This window comes from Psychrobacter arcticus 273-4, assembly GCF_000012305.1.
GTDB lineage: Bacteria > Pseudomonadota > Gammaproteobacteria > Pseudomonadales > Moraxellaceae > Psychrobacter > Psychrobacter arcticus.
Genome location: NC_007204.1, coordinates 1,355,885 through 1,381,362, shown reverse-complemented (window position 1 = coordinate 1,381,362; position 25,478 = coordinate 1,355,885). Strand labels below are relative to the sequence as shown.

Annotated in this window: 23 protein-coding genes and 1 pseudogene; 15 read left to right on the top strand and 9 right to left on the bottom strand. The window is 41.1% G+C overall.

Annotation, left to right across the window (positions count from 1 at the left end; translation table 11 throughout):
* The first annotated feature begins 82 nt into the window (after window positions 1-82).
* Both PSYC_RS06010 and PSYC_RS06005 read left to right on the top strand, forming a co-directional pair.
* A complete protein-coding gene (locus PSYC_RS06010) occupies window positions 83-943 on the top strand; it encodes a universal stress protein (protein WP_011280427.1) in 861 nt (286 codons plus the stop codon).
* Between the two features lie 62 nt (window positions 944-1,005).
* Entirely contained in the window at window positions 1,006-1,179 is a 174-nt protein-coding gene (locus PSYC_RS06005; protein ID WP_227500314.1) for a GlpM family protein, read from the top strand.
* A 280-nt stretch (window positions 1,180-1,459) separates the two neighbouring features.
* On the opposite strand, the gene PSYC_RS06000 is transcribed toward PSYC_RS06005, so the two are convergent.
* The 5 genes from PSYC_RS06000 to PSYC_RS05975 form a co-directional block, all read right to left on the bottom strand.
* Entirely contained in the window at window positions 1,460-2,116 is a 657-nt protein-coding gene (locus PSYC_RS06000) for a c-type cytochrome (RefSeq protein ID WP_011280426.1), read from the bottom strand.
* A gap of 79 nt (window positions 2,117-2,195) precedes the next feature.
* On the bottom strand, window positions 2,196-3,797 hold the full coding sequence (locus PSYC_RS05995) for a flavin monoamine oxidase family protein (RefSeq protein WP_011280425.1): 1,602 nt from the start codon (window positions 3,795-3,797) through the stop codon (window positions 2,196-2,198).
* A 77-nt stretch (window positions 3,798-3,874) separates the two neighbouring features.
* Complete coding sequence (locus tag PSYC_RS05990) at window positions 3,875-5,230, bottom strand: cytochrome c (RefSeq protein ID WP_011280424.1); 1,356 nt, start codon at window positions 5,228-5,230, stop codon at window positions 3,875-3,877.
* Window positions 5,231-5,320: 90 nt separating this feature from the next.
* Complete coding sequence (locus tag PSYC_RS05985) at window positions 5,321-5,941, bottom strand: YceI family protein (RefSeq protein WP_011280423.1); 621 nt, start codon at window positions 5,939-5,941, stop codon at window positions 5,321-5,323.
* Between the two features lie 289 nt (window positions 5,942-6,230).
* Window positions 6,231-6,902, bottom strand: a complete 672-nt coding sequence (locus PSYC_RS05975) for a GntR family transcriptional regulator (RefSeq protein ID WP_011280422.1) — start codon at window positions 6,900-6,902, stop codon at window positions 6,231-6,233.
* A 233-nt stretch (window positions 6,903-7,135) separates the two neighbouring features.
* Between PSYC_RS05975 and madL the strand changes: the two genes are divergently transcribed.
* The 11 genes from madL to ppc all read left to right on the top strand — a co-directional run bounded on the left by madL (window position 7,136) and on the right by ppc (window position 18,901).
* Window positions 7,136-7,540: a malonate transporter subunit MadL gene (madL, locus tag PSYC_RS05970; RefSeq protein WP_011280421.1), complete on the top strand. Its 405-nt coding sequence runs from the start codon at window positions 7,136-7,138 to the stop codon at window positions 7,538-7,540.
* Window positions 7,541-7,615: 75 nt separating this feature from the next.
* Window positions 7,616-8,374, top strand: a complete 759-nt coding sequence (gene madM, locus PSYC_RS05965; protein ID WP_011280420.1) for a malonate transporter subunit MadM — start codon at window positions 7,616-7,618, stop codon at window positions 8,372-8,374.
* A gap of 21 nt (window positions 8,375-8,395) precedes the next feature.
* Window positions 8,396-10,051: a malonate decarboxylase subunit alpha gene (mdcA, locus tag PSYC_RS05960; protein ID WP_011280419.1), complete on the top strand. Its 1,656-nt coding sequence runs from the start codon at window positions 8,396-8,398 to the stop codon at window positions 10,049-10,051.
* 21 nt (window positions 10,052-10,072) lie between these two features.
* Window positions 10,073-10,390 carry a malonate decarboxylase acyl carrier protein gene (mdcC, locus tag PSYC_RS05955; protein WP_011280418.1) on the top strand — a complete coding sequence of 106 codons (318 nt, stop codon included), beginning with the start codon at window positions 10,073-10,075 and terminating at the stop codon, window positions 10,388-10,390.
* The gene (locus tag PSYC_RS05950; protein WP_011280417.1) at window positions 10,383-11,270 is read left to right on the top strand and encodes a biotin-independent malonate decarboxylase subunit beta; all 888 of its coding nucleotides are present in this window, start codon (window positions 10,383-10,385) and stop codon (window positions 11,268-11,270) included. Before mdcC ends, PSYC_RS05950 begins: the two co-directional genes overlap by 8 nt.
* Window positions 11,271-11,274: 4 nt before the next feature.
* On the top strand, window positions 11,275-11,991 hold the full coding sequence (gene mdcE / locus PSYC_RS05945; protein WP_011280416.1) for a biotin-independent malonate decarboxylase subunit gamma: 717 nt from the start codon (window positions 11,275-11,277) through the stop codon (window positions 11,989-11,991).
* Window positions 11,992-12,188: 197 nt separating this feature from the next.
* Window positions 12,189-12,893, top strand: coding sequence for a malonate decarboxylase holo-[acyl-carrier-protein] synthase (gene mdcG, locus PSYC_RS05940; RefSeq protein WP_011280415.1), 705 nt, complete (start codon window positions 12,189-12,191; stop codon window positions 12,891-12,893).
* Window positions 12,844-13,731, top strand: a complete 888-nt coding sequence (gene mdcB / locus PSYC_RS05935; RefSeq protein ID WP_011280414.1) for a triphosphoribosyl-dephospho-CoA synthase MdcB — start codon at window positions 12,844-12,846, stop codon at window positions 13,729-13,731. Before mdcG ends, mdcB begins: the two co-directional genes overlap by 50 nt.
* Window positions 13,709-14,629 carry a malonate decarboxylase subunit epsilon gene (gene mdcH / locus PSYC_RS05930; RefSeq protein WP_011280413.1) on the top strand — a complete coding sequence of 307 codons (921 nt, stop codon included), beginning with the start codon at window positions 13,709-13,711 and terminating at the stop codon, window positions 14,627-14,629. Before mdcB ends, mdcH begins: the two co-directional genes overlap by 23 nt.
* Window positions 14,630-14,657: 28 nt before the next feature.
* Complete coding sequence (locus PSYC_RS05925; protein WP_041758013.1) at window positions 14,658-15,461, top strand: sulfite exporter TauE/SafE family protein; 804 nt, start codon at window positions 14,658-14,660, stop codon at window positions 15,459-15,461.
* A 659-nt stretch (window positions 15,462-16,120) separates the two neighbouring features.
* Entirely contained in the window at window positions 16,121-18,901 is a 2,781-nt protein-coding gene (gene ppc, locus PSYC_RS05920; RefSeq protein ID WP_011280411.1) for a phosphoenolpyruvate carboxylase, read from the top strand.
* 460 nt (window positions 18,902-19,361) lie between these two features.
* Here the strand turns inward: ppc and PSYC_RS05915 are convergent, their stop codons facing one another.
* Window positions 19,362-20,618 carry a type II toxin-antitoxin system HipA family toxin gene (locus tag PSYC_RS05915; protein ID WP_011280410.1) on the bottom strand — a complete coding sequence of 419 codons (1,257 nt, stop codon included), beginning with the start codon at window positions 20,616-20,618 and terminating at the stop codon, window positions 19,362-19,364.
* 18 nt (window positions 20,619-20,636) lie between these two features.
* Window positions 20,637-20,942: a helix-turn-helix domain-containing protein gene (locus tag PSYC_RS05910; RefSeq protein ID WP_011280409.1), complete on the bottom strand. Its 306-nt coding sequence runs from the start codon at window positions 20,940-20,942 to the stop codon at window positions 20,637-20,639.
* 551 nt (window positions 20,943-21,493) lie between these two features.
* On the opposite strand from PSYC_RS05910, the pseudogene PSYC_RS11565 reads away from it, so the two are divergent.
* Together PSYC_RS11565 and PSYC_RS05905 are read left to right on the top strand one after the other, a co-directional pair.
* A pseudogene (locus tag PSYC_RS11565) lies at window positions 21,494-21,852 on the top strand (hypothetical protein); the annotation flags it as partial.
* Between the two features lie 166 nt (window positions 21,853-22,018).
* Window positions 22,019-23,635 carry an NAD(P)/FAD-dependent oxidoreductase gene (locus PSYC_RS05905; RefSeq protein WP_011280408.1) on the top strand — a complete coding sequence of 539 codons (1,617 nt, stop codon included), beginning with the start codon at window positions 22,019-22,021 and terminating at the stop codon, window positions 23,633-23,635.
* A gap of 239 nt (window positions 23,636-23,874) precedes the next feature.
* Here the strand turns inward: PSYC_RS05905 and PSYC_RS05900 are convergent, their stop codons facing one another.
* Both PSYC_RS05900 and PSYC_RS05895 read right to left on the bottom strand, forming a co-directional pair.
* Complete coding sequence (locus tag PSYC_RS05900) at window positions 23,875-24,693, bottom strand: DODA-type extradiol aromatic ring-opening family dioxygenase (protein ID WP_011280407.1); 819 nt, start codon at window positions 24,691-24,693, stop codon at window positions 23,875-23,877.
* A 230-nt stretch (window positions 24,694-24,923) separates the two neighbouring features.
* Complete coding sequence (locus tag PSYC_RS05895) at window positions 24,924-25,376, bottom strand: DoxX family protein (protein ID WP_011280406.1); 453 nt, start codon at window positions 25,374-25,376, stop codon at window positions 24,924-24,926.
* Between the last annotated feature and the right edge of the window lie 102 nt (window positions 25,377-25,478).

Sequence of the window (25,478 nt, the reverse complement as noted above, 5' to 3'; positions counted from 1 at the left end):
TGATAAATCGGACGTTAATACTAACTTAGGCGTTCATTGACAAGCTTTTTCATTCAATAATAAAAATACTAAGGATAAAATAATGGCAACACAACAGCATGTTTTAGCGTGTATTGATGGTTCGGCAGTGACAGAATCTGTGTGTGATTATGCGGCATGGTATGCCAGTCGCTTGGGCTTACCGGTTGCCCTATTAAATGTGATTGACATACCAGCGTCGACAAGACGGGATTTGTCAGGCGCGATAGGTATCAATAGTCGCCAGGTTTTATTAGAAGAATTAACCCAGTTAGATGAACAAAGAGCCAAAGTGGTTAACCGCTATAGCACCGCATTGGTCCAAGATGCAAAAAGCCATATTGAAAGTCACTTTGATGTAGACGTCGATATCTATCAACGTCGTGGCAAGCTATTACCTGCTATTGAACATTTCCACATAAAGAATCGCGCTATCGTAATGGGACGGCGTGGAGAAGATCATAAAGGCAGTCGAATTAATATTGGCAGCCAAATCGAAACAGTTGCGCGCGCGTCCAGCATACCTATCCTAATTTGTTCAGAAGCATTTACCACGCCTACCTCGTATATGATTGCCTTTGATGCCAGTAAAATAGCCATTTCCGCTACAAAAATGGTTGCTAGGAGTTATTTACTCAAAGGGTTGCAAGGGCATATCGTGATGGTCGGTCATCATGATGAATTGTCTAAACAAAGCTTAGCGGCAGCAGTTGCGGAGCTCCTGTCAGCAGGCTTTATAGTCAAGGCACATCACTTACTTGAGGCAGATGCCGTTGATGGATTATTAACGTTTCAAGCAGATAACAACATCGATATTATCGTGATTGGGGCTTATGGACGTTCTAAATGGCAGCAGCTGTTTTTAGGTAGTACGACAACAGAGATTATTGCCAGTACGTTCTCACCGGTTATTTTAGTGCGCTAGAGGGTAACGTGCATAACTATTACTATTATTAAAGGTATGACGGAAAATTAACGGAATATGATTTGGCTAAAAATGCTCATGGACGCGTTGATGGTGTTGGTCATTCAACTATTTGCTTAAACCAGATTTTTTATTTAGCAGTGCTTGCACCACTGTTTCCAACCTTTACTCTAATCAGTCATTTATTAGTCGGTACGCAGCGTAGTACTGAAGATTTAAAAGTAGCACTGGTTTAAAAGTACCGCAGATTTAAAATGTGCAATACGATTGCTTCTCGTCCACAGACAATGAATGAATAAGAACTGTCATTTTTATTCATAGCTTTACTCTTTTATAGCCATTGTGGGATTACTCAACAATTTAGACGTTGAAACTCTGTGTAAGCCTAATGTTAAGTCTTTCGTCAAACACGGTGAGTGCTACCATTAAATAATAAGCCAAATTATTAAAATTACTCTCTTTTATGATGACCTAACTCAAGCAAAGAGCTTCTAGAAAGCACCTTTTACAATAAAATTATTCACTAGGATCAGAACCTGGTGGAAAGTCATGACGGAGCTGAGCAACATTAGACGTAGTGACTGTATCGGTAAAAGTATTTAAATCGCTATGCACATACTGCGTGACCGCTGCTATTTGCTCATCACTCATCATGCTGTGAAAGGAGGGCATACCACGCAGACCGTTAATAACAACACTAATAATATAATATTTTGATTGCATCTTACTGTTATTAGTAAGCGGCGGATAGTAACCCGCACCTTGTGCGCCCTTGCCATCTTGCATATGACAGCCAGCACAAGAATCGTTATAGAGTTTTTTACCATTGGTAGTCATAAAACCATGCTTGTTTTTAGCGCTGCCTTCTATATTTCCTTCAAATTTCACTAACCACTTTTGCAGGCTAGCATCTTCTGCTATTTTTGGTAGTGAGATGACATCAACAATATTAGTTTTTGGCAACCTAAACTCTTCTTTAGTCATATAGACTGCACCCCACGCGCCATTATTACGACTGGCTTGATTATCAAAAACCATTTGTGTGGCTTGTTGCTGACTGGCAAGGGTGACAGCGTTGGCTTTAGTAGATTGACTACAGCCTGATAGCGCGACTGTGCCTCCGACACTCAACATTATTATCACAGTAAGCAGATTCGGTTTTGTCATATCCATGATTGCCTCTGAATTCATTATTGTTATCACTATTTAAGCCGTGTCACTCATTAATGCCGCTAATCAATAATCACTCCGACTAGCCCAGCTTTTTTGCCTTTTGATGTAGTCGCCGAGCAGCATCCATTCCAGATAAAATTGCGCCTTCTTGCCATGCTGGAATATGTGAGCAGTGCTCACCTGCCAACATGATACGGTGATCAATCGCGCATAGCGTATCGTAGTACTGATCACGGCTCGATTCACTCCAAATGCCATAGCAACCGAGTGACCATGGAATACGATGCCAAGCGACGGACGTCCCAGAGCGGAACTCTTTGGTATATTGCGGATGAATATGTTTGCCATACTGTAGTGCCGAATCAATACGCTCTTTTGGATTCAGCGTATTAAATCGATAAGAGGCTTCTCCAAATCCATACGCGCCGAGTAGTACCCCTGAGCCTGTGGTAAACATATCATGTGAGGGATAGGAGATTTGTGAGATGGGCATATCGGTATAGCTGATACCGCCATAAATCCATTCATCTTCTTCCCAAAAGCGGCGTTTAAACTCTAAGCCTACTTTATAAGAGGTGTCATATGGTACCGCTGCCATTGCTTGCTTCATTGGTGCTGAGACGTTAATGTCAATTTGGGTCAATACTGACAGTGGGATATTGCAGATACACCAGTCAGCGCGCACAGTTTTAGTTGCACCCTCAGGATTATTACTATCGACGTAATCGACAGTGACGCCGCTCTCATCTTGATAAATTTTAGTGACTTTGGCATTAAACGTAATCAACTCTCGGCATTCGCGAGTGAAGGCATCACCGATTTTCCCCATACCGCCGATAGGCTGAAACATCGCTGGTTGATGGTCATATGTCGTATAGTTGCTATAAATATCTGACCACATACCCGAATTTAATAGTTTGTTCATCGGTATCGGCGTCGAGGGTTTTGCATCAGGCATCAAACCGCCACCCGGATAAACGCTATAACCGCGATGCTTACTGGTTTCATGACTCTTAACATAGCGATAATTGTTATCAAGGACGCCCCAACCTTTTAAGCCTTCTAAGAGCTTCTCTTTGTCCTCTTTATTGACCGTCTTATCAAGGCTACCGGTATTAACTGCTTTAGATAATAACTCTGAGACATAACCACGTATGTCGCTTTGCACTTCACCTAAGCGCTGCGGCGCACCATTAAAATGGGTGGTACGGTGTAAATAGGCGCGGTCATTGGTTTGTATAAAGGGCTGTAATGCCACGCCAAATTTTTTACAATAATGAAATACGGCATAATGATGAACAGGCAATCGCCATGGTCCGCCGTTAAAGTAATTACCTTTTTTAAAGTCGCAGGTCACCTCGCCGCCACCAAGCTCGGTATATGTATCACCAGCGTTTAGTGTCCAACTGCGACCACCACCGCGATTTTGAAATTCAAGAATAGTTACTTTATATCCTGCCTTACGTAGCTCATAGGCAGCGGTAAGTCCGCCTAAACCTGCGCCAAGTATCACAATGCTCGCACCAGCAGGCGCACCCTTTAAATTCATCTCTTGTTTAAAGCTGGACTCAGAAGCAAATCCTAACGTAGTCATCGCCTGATACATTGCCGTGGCCCCTGCAGTCTTACCGATCATTGACAGCAGTTGCCGGCGTGTGGGCGATTGAAGCATATCGTTCATTTTATTATCCTTATTATAGAACAGTCATCTATGACATCAGGTGGTGCTAGGTGTTTGTATAGCGGGGTTACTAGTAGTTACTTTAATATGCGTTTGACGTCAGCAGCACTCACATTACTACTTGGTAGACCACCGAAATTTACCCGAACGTAATTAGTAATACTGGCAATCTGCGCATGACTTAACTCTTTGTCGAAGCCTGGCATTTTGGGTGCTGTGTTTAATGCGCCTTTTGCGCCATAAGCAATCACATTGATTAGCGCGTCTGGCTTAACCCGACGAATACTACTCAGTCCTACGATAGAGGCATAACGAGCATCAGGCTGCGCGTAACCATCTACTCCGTGACAGCTAGCACAGGCAGCAAGATACAGCGCTTTTGGTGAGTTATTAGTATTAGAACCAGCATTAGTAGCGGATTTTTCCTGCGCCAAATAGTCTTTTTGCTCAATTAAATTATAAGTAATAGAGCTGCTGAGCGGATTAGGCAACCGTGACATATCTACGGGTAACAAATAATCGTCCGTCTTGATGATAGGGACGACTTTTAGATAAGAAGCCATTGCAATTAAGTCTTCATCGCTTAGATAGCGTGTACTGTGCGCGATGGCTTCAGCCATTGGTCCACCCGCATAAGCCCGTTTATCCAGCAAACCGCTACGTAGATAAGTGACAATATCACCCTCGCTCCAGCGTCCGATACCACTGTCATTATCTGGGGTGATGTTGGGTGCATACCATTTACCAAGCGGCGCACCAGATAAATACTTTTCTTTATCAAGACCTTGCGTGAGGTTTCGCGGTGTGTGACAAGTACCGCAATGTTCTAAGTTATTAACGAGGTATTCACCGCGTTGCTGGGTTTGGGTGAGCCCTGCACGGTTTTTGGTAGAAGGTACATTAATCACATTCCAAGCCAGCATTAGCGTGCGAATATTTAATGGAAACGGTAGGTGAGTGGTCTTTTCAGGTGGCATCTCAATGGGAGGTACGGTTTGAAAATAAGCAAATAACGCACTAATATCCGCATCAGCCATACCATGATAAGACGGATATGGCATCGCAGGATACAGCTGATGCGTGGGCGCACGGCCTTTTTGCAGTGCTTTTTTGAAGTAAATTTCGGTATAGTTGCCGATACCATAACGTTGAGAGGGTGTAATGTTGGTCGAGTAAATATTACCAGTGGGTGTTTCAATCGCTATGCCGCCGCTATAGTCCTCACGATGACAAGCCATACAGTCAGCAGTACGGGCAATATAGGCACCGCGATTGGCCAAATCGCTATTCATGGGGCTTACATTGAGTAAGCTGGTAGCGGGGCTGATATTAAGCAAGCTCGTCACATGAGGTGAGCGTGCGCTATCAGCCATGACAGCGCTAGAAGCTATACTAAGTAAAGTTGCTGATAATACTATACCAGTTGGCTTCATAATATCCTCACAAAGCTGGAAAAAACTCATATTTAATCATTTTAGCTATGACTCTATTACACGCTGATTATGTATCGAATCTAAAAAACACTACTGTTCAGTAGCTTCGACCTGAATATTTAAAGTCAGATTTTTAGTCATGCCGAATAAGACATATTTTTTGATATTCCACTGAGTACGGTCAATTGTGGCGGTAAAACTGCCTCCACAGACAGTATTTTTAAGTGGTGAACTCAAGTAGCAATTAAATTTGGTCGCCAGTAAGCTAATAGGGTGGGTCTGACCATTTAAGGTTAGCTTGCCGTCCACTCGTGTGACCTTTGGGTCTTCTTTGTCAGACGTGAAATGCCATTTGGTAGATTCAAAATGAGCCAATGGAAACTGTTCCATATTAAAAAAATCGGGGCCCATCAGTTTAAGATTAAAAAATTTATTACCTGTATTTAATGATTTTATGGGAATAATAAGAGAGATATCGCCGGTTTTTGCACTCGGATCATACTGGAGTATTCCTGTCACATTATAGAATCCGCCAGTGGTGGCAGAGGTTTTGATGTGGTCGATAGCGAAGCGTACGTTAGAGGTGTCAGGCTCAATTTTATAAGTGGCTGCTTGGCTTTGGCTACTAACCGTAAAACCTGCCAGCAATAATAGCGCCCTTAATGGCTGACAGTAACGTAATACGGCTAGGTCAAATAAAAATTGACTCATAACAATATTCCTTTGTTGTGTGATCTTACTTATGACACGGTTTTTAAGATTTTACTAGCCCTGTTTTAAGCGCTGGTGACGACGGCATTTGCTGCCGCACTCTTCTTTGATACTTCTGACCATGTATTCAGCGTAGCTCATCATACTAAGTGAGGGAGGGAGGGAGGGGGGGAGCTGGGTTCTGTATTGTAGAGAACCCAGTCCTTTTGGCTTGATGAATTGCCCTGAAAACCCTAGGGCGTCTAAGTTCATGAATACTTTGTCTAGGGTGCGATCCAATCTAATAGTCTTACTTATTACCATCAGGATTCATTGTTGCAATTAAATCTGTAAATTTTTGCCCTTGAACCGATACATGTTCTTTTAGTAAGCTCTCAGCCAAAATTTCATCAGCATTTGAAATTGCATCAACGATGGCTTGGTGTTCGTCAAAAGAATGTTGCATTCTATGATGTACTCGTAGCTGAAGGCGTCTATACGGATGTAATCGATTATGTAAATTGCTTGCTTGTTCTATCAAAAAACTATTATGGCTGAGTTGATAGAGGAAAAAATGAAATTTCCTATTAGCTTCATAGTAATTTTCTGGATTATCTTCAGAGAGGTATTTTTTACATTCGTTATGTAAAAGTAATAACTCAACTTTCTCATCTTTGTTGATTCTTCTAGCAGCTAATCTACCGCACATTCCCTCAAGCTCTGCCATTACTTCAAACATCTCACACAGCGTTACAATGTTTAAAGTAGGTATTATTGCGCCCCTACGAGGTCGAATTTCCACCAAACCTTCAGACGATAAAAGCTTTAACGCTTCTCGGATCGGGGTTCTTGATACCCCGTATTTTTCACAAAGTGTTACTTCATCAAGTTTTGTACCGGGCTGAAGTCGACCATAAATAATATCATCTTCTATTTTTTTACTAATTTGCAAAGATAAGGGTAAATCATCAACTAAACTCATAAATAGGCCTTTTGTATACAAAATATATGTTTAATAAATACAATTTTATTGCGCTTTACAAACAATTGGTTTAGATTATATCAAATAAGTAGGCAGTAGCATCGCTCTAAAAGACAGAATCTCTATTTTGGACGATGTAGTAGTAAGGGATTAAAAAAGATAAGTAACGCCGAGATCCTTTACTAAATGAGGCGTTACTAAAGGGAACTTAACCAGAATCAAGGAAGGTTGTTATGATCATATATGGTACCGCTTTACTAGCAGTTAGTTACTTACTCGGGGTTTTCCTCGGTGGACTGTTAGGACAAATGTTAGGCGTTGACGCCAATATCGGTGGTGTCGCTATTGCAATGATTCTACTCATTGCTGGTAAAGAATTGCTTGCTAAAAAAGGCTATCTGCCTAAGTCAACACAGTTTGGTGTTCTATACTGGGCAGGTATGTATATCCCTATCGTTGTCGCTATGGCTGCAGGACAAAACGTGGTCGCTGCACTATCTGGCGGAATGGTAGCGGCTGTTGTCTCTGTTGTTGCGCTGATTGCAACTGTCTTTGCCGTACGCTTATTTAATAATATTGGTAATGATTACGATACATTTACTTGGGATGATACTGAAGAGCATCATGACCAATTATGAGTGTTTCATCAACAGTATTAATAACATTATAAGAAAACCAAAACTACCAATTCAATCGCGCAACGGAGTAATTAAATGGACTTAATTATAGCAACCCTCACTAAAAATGCCTTTGTGACTGCTCTTGCAATAACAGGCCTTGTGATGTTTTTTTCTCACATACTATCTAAGTATCTAACCAACAACAAGCTACAGTCATCTGCAATTGCTATCATACTTGGTCTCGTTGCCGCCTATTTTGCTGGTTTATATACTGGTGGTGAAAAAGGTATTTCCGATATAGAGCTTTTCTCTGGATTTGCTCTGTTAGGGGGATCGATGCTTCGTGATCTTGCTATCTCATCAACTGCTTTTGAAGTCGATGTAAAAGAGATAAAACGTGCTGGGAAGATTGGTATTATCGCTTTGTTCATGGGCTGCATCATACCGTTTGTGGCAGGAGCCGGTATTGCATGGATGTTAGGCTATAAAGATGCTGTTTCTATGACCACCATTGGCGCAGGTGCAATGACTTATATCGTGGGACCTATTACAGGGACAGCAATTGGAGCAACCTCTGATGTGATTGCTTTATCCATTGCCATTGGTTTGATTAAATCCGTCTTCTTTATGATTGCAACCCCTTTACTTGCGCGATTTATGCATCTAAAAAGCCCTCGTTCAGCCATGATTTTTGGTGGCTTAGTAGGTACTACCAGTGGTGTAGCCGCTGGCTTAGCAGCTACTGATGTAAGACTGGTTCCATATGGAGCACTGGTTGCGACTTTTTATACGGGTCTGGGATGCTTATTAGGACCATCTATATTTTTCTTAACAGTAAACGCAATATTTTAATAAGTAAATAAAGGAAGTCTTATGAAAGCGAATATGAATGAAAAAGTATGGGATACGCAAAAAACCAGACGGCTTACCAAATTGAATGCTGCAAAAGACAAAGGGTTAAATAAATTAGTCCCAAATGATAGAGCGATTGAATTACTTGAAACCGTAATTATCCGTGAGGATAAAGTCTGCATAGAAGGTAATAATCAAAAACAAGCCGATTTTTTATCTGAATGTCTCTCACAGTGTAATCCAAAAGTATTGAATGATTTGCATATTTTACAATCGGTATTAGCGCTGCCAAGTCATATCGATATATTTGAAAAAGGTATTGCCAGTAAAGTGGATTTCTCATTTTCTGGTCCTCAAGCATTACGATTAGCCAATCTGGTTCAACAACAAAAAATTCATATTGGCTCAATTCATACTTATCTAGAGTTATATGGTAGATATTTTATTGATTTAACGCCGAATGTCTGCTTGATCACCGCCCATTCTGCAGATGCTAACGGCAATCTATATACAGGACCAAATACAGAAGATACGCCAGCTATTGTAGAAGCGACGGCCTTTAAAAGCGGTATTGTCATCGCGCAAGTGAATGAGTTAGTAGATAACGTTCCCCGAGTTGATATCCCTGCAGATTGGGTGGATTTTTTTATTGTTGCGCCTAAGCCCAATTATATTGAGCCCCTATTTACGCGCGATCCCGCCCAGATTACTGACGTACAAATATTAATGGCTATGATGGTCATTAAAGGCATTTATGCTCCCTATCAGATCAAGCGCCTGAATCACGGTATCGGTTTTAACACTGCCGCAATTGAGCTGTTATTACCGACTTATGGAGAAGAATTAAACCTGAAAGGTAAAATATGTACGAACTGGGCTCTTAATCCTCATCCCACTATGATTCCGGCTATCGAAAGTGGGTTTGTCGAAAGCATCCATAGCTTTGGTTCAGAAGTGGGTATGGATGACTATATTCAAGAGCGCCCTGATATATTTTTTACGGGCAGTGATGGCAATATGCGCTCCAATCGGGCCTTTAGTCAAACAGCAGGATTATACGCTTGTGATTTATTTATTGGCTCAACCTTACAAATTGACTTACAAGGTAACAGCTCAACAGCAACAGTAGACCGTATTGCAGGGTTTGGTGGTGCACCAAATATGGGTTCAGATCCCCATGGACGTCGACATTCTAGTTATGGCTATTTGAAAGCAGGCCAAGAAGCGACAGATGGGCGAGTCATTAAAGGTCGTAAGTTAGTAGTACAGTTGGTAGAAACCTTTCGCGAAAATATGAACTCAGTCTTTGTTGAAGAGCTTGATGCGTGGCAGTTACAAGAAAAAATGGGCAGTGACTTTCCGCCTATTATGATATATGGCGACGATGTGACACACATTGTCACCGAAGAGGGTATCGCCAATTTATTATTGTGCCGCACTCCAGAAGAAAGGGAGCAAGCTATTCGTGGTGTGGCAGGCTATACCTCTATTGGTATGCAGCGAGATCATGAGAAGGTTGAAGAGCTCAGAGCGCGCAAGATTATCCAGCGGCCAGAAGATCTTGGCATTGATATCTCAAAAGCCAATAGAGACTTATTGGCGGCAAAGTCTGTTAAAGACTTAGTTAAATGGTCAAATGGCACTTATGCTCCCCCAAGTCGCTTCAGAAACTGGTAAAACACTGCTAAGGATATAACCATGAACATACTTAATTTTAAATTTACTTCACAGCCGGTCGATGTGACGATGAAAGAAGTCATTTGTGGAGTAGTCGGTTCGGGAAATCTAGAGATATTAGTATCTTCTATAACCGATAACGAACATAGCGAATTTATTATCAATACGTCAGTGACAGGTTTTGATCACATTTGGGAAGCAGTTATACAAGAATTTGTTAATCGTTATGCAGTAGGCGGTTTGCAGTTCGAGATTAATGATATGGGAGCCACACCTGCCGTAGTGAGTTTGCGCCTAAGCCAAGCTATCAACATTTTAGAGGGTGAAGCACATGAATAAATCATATATTCAAAATAGTTTTTACGAAAAGACTGCTCGCAATCGAATAGCCAGTATTGTGGATAAAAATAGCTTTGTGGAAATTCTTAAACCAGGCAGTATGCCCACTAGCCCGAACCTTGCCTCATTAGACATTACAGGCAGTTTTGATGATGGAGTGATTATTGGTAAGGCAACGATTAAAGATAATTTTGTCTATATTATTGCTCAAGAAGGCCAGTTTATGGGCGGCGCCGTAGGTGAAATGCATGGCGCAAAAATCGTTGGCATGTTACTCAAAGCTATTGAAGAGAAACCGAAAGCCATTGTGTTTTTTGTTGATTCAGGTGGCGTACGTTTGCATGAAGCTAATGCCGGTTTAATCGCTATTTCTGAAATTATGCGGGCAATGCTAAAGGTACGTAATGCAGGTATACCTATTATTACCGTTATTGGTGGTACAAATGGGGCATTTGGTGGTATGGGTATCAGTGCTTGCTTGAGCACGCATATTATTATGACAGAAGAAGGTCGTTTGGCGCTTTCAGGTCCTGAAGTTATTGAAACACTCAAAGGCGTGGAAGAGTTTGATTCCAAAGATAGAGCATTGGTTTGGCGAGTGACAGGTGGTAAAACTCGCTATTTACTTGGTCATGTTCAAGTTTTAGTTGAAGACGATATTGATGATATTACTCAAGAAATCATCGCTGCACTGCAGCTACCAGTCGCTAATGTAGACTTGAGTTATTTACAACAACAGCAAGACGGCTTGCAACAACAATACGATCAATGGTTTGGCAAAAAAGACAGTTTATCGATTTGGCAATCCATGAACATAAACAATCCTGACTCTATTTCTATGCTTAGCGCCGAACAGGTGAAAGCGATTAAAAAAGGATAATATCATGCAAACACAAACCGTTTTAGCAGAATTATTTCCCAACCAACTTGAGTATCACATTGATAACTGGGTCATAAGAGGCAGTGCAGAAACGAAAGTAGGTAAGGTCGAAATTATAGGTACGGTCGATTCCGCTGCTATTAATCATGCCATTGCCATGACCCTTGCTAATGAAGTGTTAAAGGTTATCGCTGAAGGTAAGAAAACGCCGATTGTTTTTATAGTTGATACTCAAGGACAGGATTCGTCTCGAGCTGATGAATTATTATGTTTGAATAGGACCTTTGCTCATTTGGCCGCTTGTGTCGACTTGCTAAGACGTAACGAGCACCCTAATTTGGCCATTATCTTAGGTGAAGCGGTGAGCGGCGGATTTTTATCTTATGGCCTTATGGCTAATCAGATATTTGCGCTCCAATCCAGCCAAGTCAAGGTTATGGATTTAAATGCCATGTCAAGGGTCACTAAGATACCGCTAGAGAAGTTGCAATCTTTATCACAGACGTCAGCGATTTTTGCCCCCGGTGTCGAGAATTTTTATAAGATGGGTGCGGTTGATGACATATGGGTACAGCTTGATGAACATCTGGTAGCAAATGCAATTGAATCACAACAAAGCCATCTTGATGATTTTCTGATAGACAAGCGTCGCCATGTCGCGAAAGAAAGAGACGGTCGTTTGCTCTGTAATGAGGTTGTAGAGGCTGTTTTAAGCGCTTAAAGCCATATTTTTATTAATATAACGCGACTCTTAACTTAATATGGGCTATCGTAGGCTGGCGCTTTTAGCCCAGTCAATCGTAACAATTTGCCAAAAACGCTGGGCTAAAGCCACAGCCTACGCCAAAAATTATGATAGTTGAGAGTGGGGTTAATATAGCTAGATCTTTTATGGATAGAGACAGATAGGTGGTTTGCATGCATCGTCATGATTTAGTCTACTTACAACCTGAAGAGGCATTTACGATGTTAAATGCTTCTCTGCCTTTAGCTGTCATTCAAGCTGTAGATAACATGATTATGGCAGAACAACCCTTCACAGTATGTCGACAAAGTACTCAGTACCTGTCTAAGGTTGCTACGAGTCATATCGAGAATAACTGTAAATATAGATTGGCATTACAGCTGTCAAATCCCCCAAAGGTTACCACTTTACCTTTAGCACTTGAGAATTTAATACCAAGTTTACCGAATGATATTCAACAAGAGACTCGTTGCTTTATCGATCAATGTCGTAATTTAGGCGCTGATATCTATGTCTACGGCTCATTTGCCAATCAGTATTTTACCAACTTGCCTTTTGTAAATCCTACTTCAGATTTAGACATTCTAATAATAGTCAATAATATGGATATGTTGGCAAGAATATTAGTAGAGATCGAGATTTTTAAGCAGTTTGTTAGGTCTAAAGTCGATTTAAGAATTGATGGGGAAGTCAGATTAAATAGCCATAATGATGTGTCGTTTAATGAGCTTATACATGCCTTAATATCTGATATACCGACCGTATTAGTCAAAACGATTTATGAGGTTGAGCTGCAAACAATAGATGTATTACTAGGATGGAATACCTATGAGTGTGAATATTTTATCAGAGCCCACCAACGAAACCTTATCCTCTAAACAAGCAATCTGGCAGCAAATCGATGATTTTGCGCTTGATGCTTTATATGATGAGTTGAACCTTGAAAACAAACCGGGATTGGTTTGTCCATCAAGCAACGGCAGCCATTCGGATATGAATCATGATACTTTTATAGCGAGTATCACATCTTTAAGAGGGTATTTTGCCACGCTAAGCGAATTCGGCTATGAAAATAGAGCGTTCGTTGATCTAAAAAACAAAGGTATTTACCAAGAAATAAAAATGCGCCAAGCCACCAATAATGTTAATACCCATAAAGGAGCTATATTTAATTTAGGGTTTGCAAGTGCCGCAATCGGTAAATGCTTACAACAGAATCAGTCATTAACCACCCAAAATATTTGTGCCCAAATTGTCAATAGCTGGCAGTATGACTTAACGCATCACCTAGAACGCAAAGCAGACAGTCATGGGCAGCAAATGTATAAAAAGTATGGGGTAACGGGTGCAATTGAGATGGTTTCTAATGGTTTTCAAATCATTCAGAACACAGCCTTGCCTTGTTTTTACGATACTTTTTATCGTACCCAAGATTTCGAAAAAGCAGCCATGCAAACTTTAATGATTTTAATATCTGCATTATCGGACACCAATCTTGTTTGGCGTGGCGGTATAAAAGATTTAATGAATGCTCAAATGATGGCAAAACAGTTTTTACAGGCGGGGGGCGTTTATCAATCAAATTGGCGTCAGGCTGTAAGTACGGTTAATCAATATTTCATTCACTGTAATCTCAGCCCTGGTGGTAGTGCGGACTTGCTGGCGGTTACGATTTTCTTTTATAAGGTTGAAAATGAATTTAATAATCCTGTTTAGTGGGCAAGGTTTGCAAAGTCAACGACACATAGATGAAGTGCTAAAGGTCACCAACGAAAATGACCAGTCACTACTGCACACCGTGATACCGGAGCTGTTTGCGAACGATTCTGATAATATTTTTGATAACGAGACGTTGTTCGATAATAGATTCGCCCAACCTTTTATTTACACTTTGCAGTATTATCGGTGGCAACAACTTCGTCAATTGCTTGAAAAGCCAAGCGCTTTTGCTGGCTATTCTTTGGGGGAGATCAATGCTTTTTGCTGTAGCAGTCAACTAGATTTTGAGGTGGGATTAACACTAATTAACCATAGAGCTAAATTTATGGAAGAGGGAGTATCAGAATCTAGTGGGTTATTGGCCATACAAGGATTGCATAATAGTGAACTCGAAAACCTACTTTTAAAAACTGATACTCATTTATCTATCAAAATTAATGAAGATCAATTTATTATAGGGGGACATAGGGACAACTTAAGTCAAGCTGATACATTGGCACAATCACTAGGAGCGCGAAATACTCAACTGCTCAAAGTGACCGTCCCCTCACATACTAAAATGATGCAAAAGGCGGCAGAAAAATTCTGTGAATATATCGATTCAATAACGTTACCGGCGATGCAAATTCCTATTATTAGTGCGACTAATGGAATGAAGTATAACGATACCAATCAAGGCTTAAATATTCTTTCGAGTCAAATTGATCATCCTTTAGACTGGTACTTTTGTATGGAAAACATTGAAGAGTATCAACCCAGCATGATTATTGAAATAGGTCCAGGCAATGCCTTATCTAAAATGATAAATAACTTGCTACCCCATGTGCCTTGCAGAAGTTGGGATGATTTTCGTCATGCAGATGGCTTACTTGAGTGGATATTAAAAAATAAATAAAAGTAAGCATAAAAAGGTAAGTTGAATGATGCTATACGTGTGGTTTGTTATTGCAGGGGCATTCGCCGGAGTTTGCGCGGGTTTATTTGGCGTGGGCGGTGGTATGATCATTGTGCCGGTCTTGGTATGGATCTTTACTGCTTACCATTTCTCACCTGAAGTGGTCACTCATTTAGCGATTGGTACCTCTCTTGCCACTATTATTGTGACTTCAATCAGCTCTTTAACCGCCCATAATAAGCGTGGCGGTGTGCGCTGGGATATCTGGCGTAATATGGCATTAGGCTTGGTCATCGGTAGTCTCATAGGTGCTGGTGTCGCTGATGCCATTGATGGTGATGTCTTGCAAGCCATCATCGGTGTGGGTGCATTATTGATTTCCTTTAGGATGCTGTTCTTTTCTAATAAAGAACAGCCTAGCAAACCGTTACCACCCATTGGTATTCAGTTTGGTGCCGGTGCCAGCATTGGTTTGGCTTCGTCTATTTTTGGTATTGGCGGTGGTAGTTTGACTGTCCCATTTTTGAACTGGGTGGGACTATCGATGAAACAGTCAATAGGCACAGCAGCGGCTTGTGGTCTACCGATTGCTTTAGCGGGAGCAGTAGGCTTTGCATGGTTTGGTAAGGACATGATGAATCTACCGGATGGTACGATAGGTTTTGTTCATATCACTGGATTCTTGTTTATTTCGGCTGCCAGCTTTATAACAGCAAAAGTGGGCGCTAAGCTTGCGCACCAACTGCCCGCCTTGATGCTCAAACGTGCCTTTGGCATATTACTATTGTTCGCTGGTGGACAGTTATTGTTGAGTGGAGTCGGGGTGTTATGACGGAAGAAATTTTTACCTATAGGTGATAATTGAACCGCCCCGGTATTGTTGGAGACTCAACATTCTGAGAGAATACGAAACTACACTCCCGAGATAAAAGAACGAGCCGTTCGCATACTGTAGGGGCATAATAAATTTGCACCAGTAGTACGTGTTGTATCGATATTACTTTTCACCGACTATATAGGTAACTCCAAAGTCGTGATTATATTTATTTGGTGAATATCGTCATTGGGTACAGGTTGAAAAAGCAAAAGAGTTTACTCAGTTAATCATTAGTTTTTTAAATAAGTAATACATAAATCGTTATAGCCAGGCTAACCATTGCAGTAAATGATACTATCAAGCTCTACTCTACCGAGAATAACATTTTGTAAGGTTTTTTTAAGGTAGGTAAGATTTCACGTACAATGGCTTGAAGCTGTTTGAGCTGGTACGGAATATTGGTTTTGAGGAGCTGTGAAAGAACGTTGGTATATATTATTAAATAAAAGGCATATATACAGAGTATTTCAACTGCATTTGATAGTCACTCTATTTTATTAATACTCTACTTCACTAAGAATGAGTCTAGTTAATGCATAATAGCCAAACTTTATAAAAACTATACTTAAGACAGCACGACTATTTGACCCAGTCATTGAATAAGGAGATCAAGGATGACAATAAATAACCACATATTACGTGAGCGCATCAGTTTATTAGGATCATTTCTAGGCGACGCTATTTCTCGCCAAACAGGCGAACAAACGCTGCATACTATTGAAATCCTGCGCAAAGGTTTTATCCAACAACGCCGTGAGCCTAATGAAGCTCATAAGCAGCAGCTCATCGACTTCATTGCTTCTTTAGACAATCAAGCCTTAAAAAACGTCATCCGCAGCTTTTCTATCTATTTTTTCTTAGCAAATTTGAGTGAAGAGAATTACCTGCGTGAGCAACGTCATACACTACGTATGCAATCAGAGCACAGCTGGGAAGGCTCATTTCGTCGCACCTTACTGGAATGTCGTGAGCGCAATATTGAGCCGGCACAAATGCAAGAGCTCATTGAGCAACTAAAATTTATCCCAGTCTTTACGGCACACCCTACAGAAGCGCGTCGCCGTACAACCATGAATCTATTACAAAGTCTATTTACGCATAGTGATGCCTTAAACAACTTTGCTAAAAACAGTTTTGCCTACGAGCAAGCGAAAGAACAAACAGCGCAAACAATTGACTTATTATGGTCGTCTGATGAAGTGCGTACGCGTAAGCCTTTAGTCTATGACGAGATAAATAATGGCTTACACTATTTTAATGCCAGTTTATTCAACGCCATTCCCAAGGTTTATCGTAATATTAAAGACGCTATTGTTGAGATTTACCCAGAGCTAATAGACTATCCCTTACCTGCGTTCATGAGTTTTGGCTCTTGGATCGGTGGCGACAGAGATGGCAATCCATTTGTCACTCATGACACCACAGAAATGGCCGTATTGATGCATGCAGATGCCGTATTGCGTCACTATCAAGTGCTGCTGAAGAAACTACGTCGCCAGCTCATTCATAGCGATACAATTGTTACTATCGAGCCTGATGTGTATGCCAAGATTGAAAGTTACATTGAGCTCGACAGACGAGTCTTTGATTATAATCTTGATGATTACGGTAATGAGCCTTATCGCAGATTACTCTCCTTAATCCTTAGTAAGGTCAAAGCCACTAACTATCTTATTCAAAGTAAAGGCAGTGATAGTGAAGCTAAAAAAGATGCTTACGCCAATCCACAAGAGCTATTAGAAGACTTACGCATCATCCGTCAAAGTGTAAATACTCATGACACAGCACATGGCGAAGGCTTATTACTCGATGTAATTCGCTTGGTAAAAACCTGTGGCTTTCATTTGGCAGCGCTCGATATTCGCCAAGAATCCTCTTATCATAGTGGGGTGATTGCTGATATTTTTGCCAATGCCGCTAATTTGCCAGACTATCAAACCCTCAATGAAACCGAGCGACAACAATGGCTGACGCGCTTGCTTGAAAAACCAGGTACACCGCTCATTTACACTGATAATTTGACAGATAAAACCCGTGAACAATTAGCCTTGATGAACTCAGTGGCCACCTTACGTAAATTGGTTGGGCAAGATACTTTTGGCAGTTATGTGATTTCAATGACCAATAACGCCAGTCAGTTGTTAGAAGTGTTGCTACTAATGCGTTTTGCAGGCTTATGCAGAGTCGATGATAAGGGACAGCTCTCTGCTGACTTGCCAGTAGCACCCTTGTTTGAGACGATCGAAGATCTTAAAAATATCGATAAAATTCTACCTGCTGTTTTAGATAATCCGCTTTATCGAGGGTTGTTGCAGCACTCAGATAACACCCAAGAAATCATGCTAGGCTATTCAGATTCATCAAAAGATGGTGGCATCATTACTTCTGCATGGCAGCTTTATAGCGCGCAGCAAACCATTAACCGTATCGCTGAAGAATACGGTATCAAAACCCGCTTATTCCATGGTCGAGGTGGCTCTGTCAGTCGTGGTGGTGGGTCAACGCATAAAGCGATTGCTGCTCAGCCCGCCGGCACACTGCATGGACAAATCAAAGTGACCGAACAAGGCGAAGTCCTCTATGCTAAATATGCCAACACTGATACGGCGGTATTTGAGCTAACCATGGGCATTACTGGCACGCTTAAAGCCTGCTCTTCAAGATTCGTGGTGCAACCGCCTGAGCTGCCACAATATGAAGCACTCTTTGCGCGCTTAGCAGATGTAGGTGAGCAGCGTTATCGCAAGCTTACTGATCATACCGAAGGGTTTTATGAGTTCTACTCACAAGCAACGCCAGTGGCAGAAATCTCTTTATTAAATATCGGCTCACGCCCCGCGCATCGTAATAAAGGTTTACCAAGTAAAACGACTTTGCGAGCGATTCCTTGGGTATTTGGTTGGTCACTAGCACGCTTTACACTGCCCGCTTGGTATGGTGTCGGCAGTGCTTTAGATAGCGTAAAAGAAGATGAAGCATTGATGAAGGAGATGAACGACTGCTGGCCGTTTTTTAACGTGTTTATTAGCAATATTGAGATGGCTTTTACCAAGTCTGATATGAGTATTGCTCATGCCTATAGCCAATTATGTGACGATGAGATGTTACGTGAACAGATTATGACAGCGGTAACGGATGAGCACGAGTTGACCTATTCAGGCTTAAACTCCTTGCTTAATCAACAATCCTTGTTGTCTAGTCAACAAAATCTTTCGGCTTCCCTTGAATGGCGGAACGCGTATTTGGATCCGACCAACTATATCCAAATAGAGCTGTTAAAGCGTGCCAGACAAAAAGAGGCGTCAGGCGATGCCAACCACGGTGACCTTGACGTTGAGGATCCATTAATCCGTAGTATTAATGCCTTAGCAGCAGGTCTACGCAATACTGGTTAATGGTTCGCGTGGCATATTCAGGTATCTAAATTATGATCTAAATACATTGACTTCCTCTAATCACTTTAGGAAAGGGGAGAATGAGTGTATCCATTACTATAGTTGAAATACTTTAAAGTCGCTACAGTATTGCTGGTGTAAATTTTTTGCAGCCTCTGTCTGCGTAGGCACAGCAAGCAAGAAAAATTTGCAGCAGTAGTGCGTGTTGTATCGATATTACTTTTCACCGACTATATATCGGCGTTTACTTATAAATAGTAAGTGCCGGTCCGATAAAAATCCTGCTAATCAAAAGCCCCCAAATTTGGGTATATGGCTTTGACAGCAGGGGTCAGTCCTAAATTAATTGACCACTACACCCACCACGCATCGATGAATGATACGAAAACCTTAACTATCAAGGGTTGGGTTTATTATATTTTTATTTTTAATAACAAATTTAACAACTTGTATGACACTCTCAACTTACCATCCGATTTATATTGGCTTTTATATCCTGAATGACCCGATTTGATAATTCTTTCTCGATGTCATGGTCGTTAATAACAGTCAAAAAATCCTCAGCAACTGATGCTACCTGATCAATAATAGCTTGTGCCTTGTTTTGTTTAATATCAGCAAGTTTAGCCAGTTTTAGTAAATGAGAGAGGGTAGGGTACCGCGCTTCACCCGCCACATCCATTTGATGGTAACCATTCATACCTGAGTTATAAGCAAGATCATAAACTGGCGATAACGACCAACTGCCAGCCTCGTTCATCATAAAAGAGAAGTTCTTGCTATGGTCGTCTTTATTGTTAAAAATGACATTAAATACCGCATGTTTAAAAGCGGATTCTACAGCAAGCTGTGATTGGGTCAACATACGCACGCAACGTAGGTACTGCAAATAATCTAAAGAAGGAATCCGAAAGTCAATATCCAATAAGCCTGCTAGCGTATGAATATGAACGCGCTGATTGCCCATGCGGTCAAAGCGCTCAACCCCAAACGCTGCATATTCGCTATCGATATCGAAATAGTGATGCATAGGCATATTGAGACCTGCTTTTTTTGCCATATCAGCATAAAGCGCTTCTAATAAACAAACGCTTTTATGCTCAGATTGAGCAGGGAACTTGATAAGCCAAGACGTTGCAGATGGGTTCTTACTTGCTGTATCAGTGGTAATAAAGTCACTTGATTCATCGTATAACACCAGCGCTTTTGGTCTAGCGCCTTGGGGGGAGCCGCCAATAACGATAAGCTCGGCTAATATGTCACTGTCTTGACCTGATAAAATGGTTTGATTGGCCGCCGCAAGCTTGGCTAAAGTCAGCTCACTCATGTCAATTACATTAGCAGATAAGTCATGCTGAGGCTCGAAACTAAGCGCCCCCATCGCAGAGTCCCCAATATAAGCTAAGCGATCTAAAATATTGACTGGCGCAGTATTAGAGATTGTTCTTCGAAAGAACCTATCCATGAGTAGCATGCCCCAACCATCAGGCAAGCTATCAGACAAAAGGCCGCATAGATAATGACTTGACGCATGACTGCCATAATAGGGCGCTGATCGTAATGGCATCTCAATTGGTGACAGCTCCAGTCCATCAGCCAGCCACGCTGCATCATAGCCAAAGGTAGGGCGTCGTCCATCCATCGTTAATTTACCGATAAGACGTTTGTCCCCGAATCCTTGGTAGTAAATATTGACAATTGATATCGGTTGATACACTGAAGTGGCTACCTTATGTCAGCTTTTATTTGAGGCACGCAAGCGTGGATTTTTCTTAGCGATAACATCTTCTATGTTGGTAGGTACCATATCAAACAATTCAGCAAAGTGATGGACCATACCAAGCGCCATAGCGAGCCTGATTATATTATCTAATGTACCGCCTTGACCTGATTCAATGCGAGCTACGGTGCTGACGCCAATACCTGCCTTCTCTGCTAAGGCGGCTTGTGTTAAGTTTAATGCCAATCGCTGCGTTTTTAAGCGTTCACCTAAAATCTTGGCAATCTCACTTGGCGTATAAAAATCAAACCTTATATTCATAATTTAATCAGTCATATAAGAGTGTTAAACCGTTATTTTAACATTTAGTCATTCAAATATGAATGCTTATTTTTCTAAAATAAATGATTAGCAAAAAATATTTGTAATCAATAATTGTTCTATACAAAGTTCTTTCACCATAAAAATGGTGAACCTATATATGCAAGTGTTTTGAGAACAGATATAGCTGGTTACATTTTAAGCCTTTTAACGGTTAGTATTATCAGCATTTGTATGGGCGTAAATGCCAATGCTATTACGCCTGAGCAGTATCAAACCCCGATATTAAGAAAGTTGCCTAAGTAATTTTAAAGATAATATAAGTAATTTTAAAGATAATAAATGTTTGGTAGGCTATAACATCAGCGGCTAGCGATGACTTTGCACTCAAGATTTTATCTCTTTATGCTGTTGAAAATATTCTATTGTTGATAATGTTGTACGCCAAAAATCTGAGACTGTGGCACCTGATAAAAGTATGATTATCAGAAAAATACTTGATTTCTTCAAGAGAGGCCATAGCGTTAGGACAATATGGTTTCTTCAGCATAGCCCAGTATTGTAGCCACGCGTATCACAAAATCATCAAGCAGCATCATTTTAGAGGCTCAATGAGTGGCAAAGGCAACTGCTTTGACAACGCACCCATAGAAAGCTTCTGGGGTGAGGAGCACTGCTCCGCAAGGAAGAATGAGCTTGTGTATCACCAGAACTATAAAACAAGGTTTACAGCGATCAACGATATCATTGGGTATATCGAGCTGTACTATATGAGGAGCGATTAGCGAAGCACTGCTTTGCAGCGACGCAAGGCAAGAGCTATGCTCGCAGTGAAACGAGAATTCAAAAGGGTTTGGGCTATAGATCGCCAAGACAGGTGTGGTCTGACTTTTACCGTCAGGCTGCGTAACTAAAATTTCCCAAGTTTGACTGTACGGATTTGACGGCAGGGGTTATTTTCAAACTACAATACAAATCCGTAAATTTACCCTGCGTAAGTAAAATATTTATTCGCTTATTTGTATCAGTACCAGTAAAATGCGCGAATGTTTTCTACACTAGTTTATGAGTAACCAATGATACGTTTAACTGAAATTAAATTGCCATTAAATCATGCACCTGAAGATCTAACGACTGCTATAACGACAAAACTTAAAATTTCTGCTGAGCAAATGGCTTCATTTGTGATGTTTAAACGTGGTTATGATGCTCGTAATAAAAGAAATATCCAATTAATTTATACGCTAGACATCACACTTACCGACTCGGATTTAACCAATGATTTACTGGTTCAATTTGAGTCAGACAACCATGTTAAAGCAACACCAGATACAAGTTATAGCTATGTTGGCCAAGCGCCAAAAGATTTAACTGAGCGCCCTGTTGTTATTGGTTTTGGTCCTTGTGGATTAATGGCTGGACTTACTCTTGCCCAGATGGGTTTTAAACCTATCATTATTGAACGCGGTAATGAAGTAAGACAACGCACCAAAGACACCTTTGGCTTTTGGCGTCAGCGTAAATTAAACACTGAATCAAACGTACAATTCGGTGAAGGTGGAGCCGGTACCTTTTCCGACGGTAAATTATATAGCCAAGTGAAAGATCCAAATCATTATGGCCGTAAAGTAATGACAGAATTTGTTAAAGCAGGCGCACCAGATGAAATTTTATTTGTTAGTAAACCGCACATAGGTACTTATAAGTTAGTCAGTATGGTAGAAAAAATGCGTGCCGAGATCATAGAACTCGGTGGTGAAGTCCGTTTTGCTACTCGCGTAGATGACTTACATATAACTGACTCAAAAGTAACTGGCGTGACACTTAATAGTGGCGAAACCTTAAAAACTAACCATGTTGTTTTTGCTGTTGGTCATAGCGCCCGAGACACTTTTGAAATGATCCATGATAAAGGCGTGTATATTGAAGCAAAACCTTTCTCAATTGGCTTTAGGATTGAACATAAACAGTCAACCATAGACCAAGCACGCTTTGGTGACAATGCTGGAAACGAAATACTTGGCGCTGCGGATTACAAACTGGTTCATCATTGTAAAAATGGTCGTTCTGTTTATAGCTTCTGCATGTGTCCAGGCGGAACCGTTGTTGCCGCAACATCAGAGGAAGGCCGTGTTGTAACTAACGGCATGAGCCAATATTCAAGAAACGAACGTAACGCCAACAGTGCTATTGTTGTAGGCATCGACCCAGAGCGAGATTACCCAAACCACCCTCTTGCTGGTATCGACTTACAAAGACAACTAGAAACCTTAGCGTTTGAATTAGGCGGCAAAGACTACAATGCACCAGCGCAAACCATTGGTGATTTCTTAAAAGGTAAACCAAATTCAGAATTAGGTGATGTTAACCCGTCTTACACACCGGGCATTACCTTAACCGACTTAAGCAAAGCCCTACCTGATTTTGCCGTGGATGCCATACGTGAAGCCATTCCAGCGTTTAATAAAAAAATCCAAGGATTTTCATCTGACGACGGTTTACTAACTGGCGTAGAAACCAGAACATCGTCACCAATAAGTATTAAACGCAATAAAGAATTCCAAAGCATTAACACCAAAGGCTTATTCCCTGCAGGCGAAGGCGCTGGCTACGCAGGTGGAATATTATCAGCAGGGATTGATGGCATTAAAGTGGCCGAAGCTGTGGCGAAATCGATGTTGAAGATAGATTAAGAGCGGCTTTAGGCAATTATTGGAGCAGATTAGGTTTCAGTCAAACATTATACTAATTCTGATAAACAATATTGCTGTCCGTTTATCAGAATTTTTAATGATCAATTTGTGTATGTGAAATAAACAAGAACTAGGTTACACCACCGAGGCACTGAGTACACAGAGAAAATAAAGCCAATTTAAAATGGCTTCATTTGCCCTTACCCGTTTTATTGTCAAATTAAGCTTGATAAGAACGTTTAGCCAAACTGAAAGGCTGATATCTGAGTGTTCATTACTTGCTGAGAATAGACCTTTTGTCCTTGATCTGTTCCTGCTGCGCCTGCGACAACCATTAAGGGTAGCAAATGCTCTTCTGCGCCTAACAAGTGAGAATCCAATGCATGAGGGGCTTTCGACCAATGAGTAAGCGCAGCAAATCGCGCATCTGAATCTGCTTCGACAGTGTTAGTCAGCCATTCATCAAATATCTCTGACGGCACGGTAAAGTTGGTATCGCCATAGCCGCGCATATTATGAAAACTCATGCCACTGCCTACGATCAATACACCTTCATCGCGTAATGATGCGATTGCCTTGCCTGCCATTAGATGTGCTTCAGGGTCGAGATCATGACGTAGCGATAACTGCACTACTGGAATATCCGCATTAGGGAACATAAGTTTTAACGGGATGAATACTCCATGATCAAATCCTCTTAAAGCATCTTGTTTATTGTTTAAACCTGCATCAGTGAGCAACTTACCTATACGTTCAGCCAATACTGGCGCGCCCGCTGCTGGATAAGGCAGCTGATAAGTATGTTCAGGGAACCCATAATAATCATAAATCAGATCAGGTTTGGTGCTGGTGGTGATACTAAACTCGGGGGTTTGCCAATGTGCGCTGACGATCAAAACAGCTTTGGGGCACTGTGGTAAGCGACTTGAGATACCTTTTAAAAAGTCGGCCATTTGATCCCAAGTATCAGCTGGCTGCCAATCCATAAAAAAACAAGGACCGGCACCGTGAGGTATAAATAATACTGGCTGTGTGGCTGAAATAGACTCGTTATTCATTAGCTTCACTCCATTATTTTTACTAAATACTGCCAAGATGCACAGGCACAATTCCATTGGAATTCAATGCTTTTAAAGAATGATCAGCCGCATCGAAGCATATTAAAGTCACAAGCAAGTGAATATCGCTTTCTTATCTTATATAGGTTACCGGCTTTTAGTCCAATTACCATTAATTCAGATGGACACTTACTATTAGCGAGTAAATGTTGATTTATTAATGATGATTATTAAACATTATCTAATTTTTCTGATAAAGCATTATCCATACTGAGATAACCGCCACCTTGTATTGCCAAAGCAATCAAAGCGACCATCAATACTAAGGCATACTCATAGCCACCATCAGCGACAAACAGCCCATTATTTATATGAACAGAAAAAATAGCAACGAGCATAGTGAATGCAGCGACTAATGCAGCTGGTCGTGTCAGTAATCCTAATACTAAGGCAAGACCACCAAAGAACTCAGCACCCCCTGCCAATATTGCCATTAGGAAACCAGGCTCTACGCCTATACTGCTCAGCCATTGCGCAGTTCCTGCTAGGCCATTACCGCCAAACCAGCCAAATAGTTTTTGAGCACCATGTGCTGCCAAAATCAAACCTACGGGTACACGAAGGATTAAAGCGGCAGCTCCCGCTTTAGATAGTAAAATTCTATTCAGTATTGACATTTTCATTGTTATTACTCCATTAGGTTTATTTTAGGAAGGATATTTAATGCCTGGAATAACCATACTTTACTATCAATACAGTAAAAGAGTAAGATAGACAATATTGAG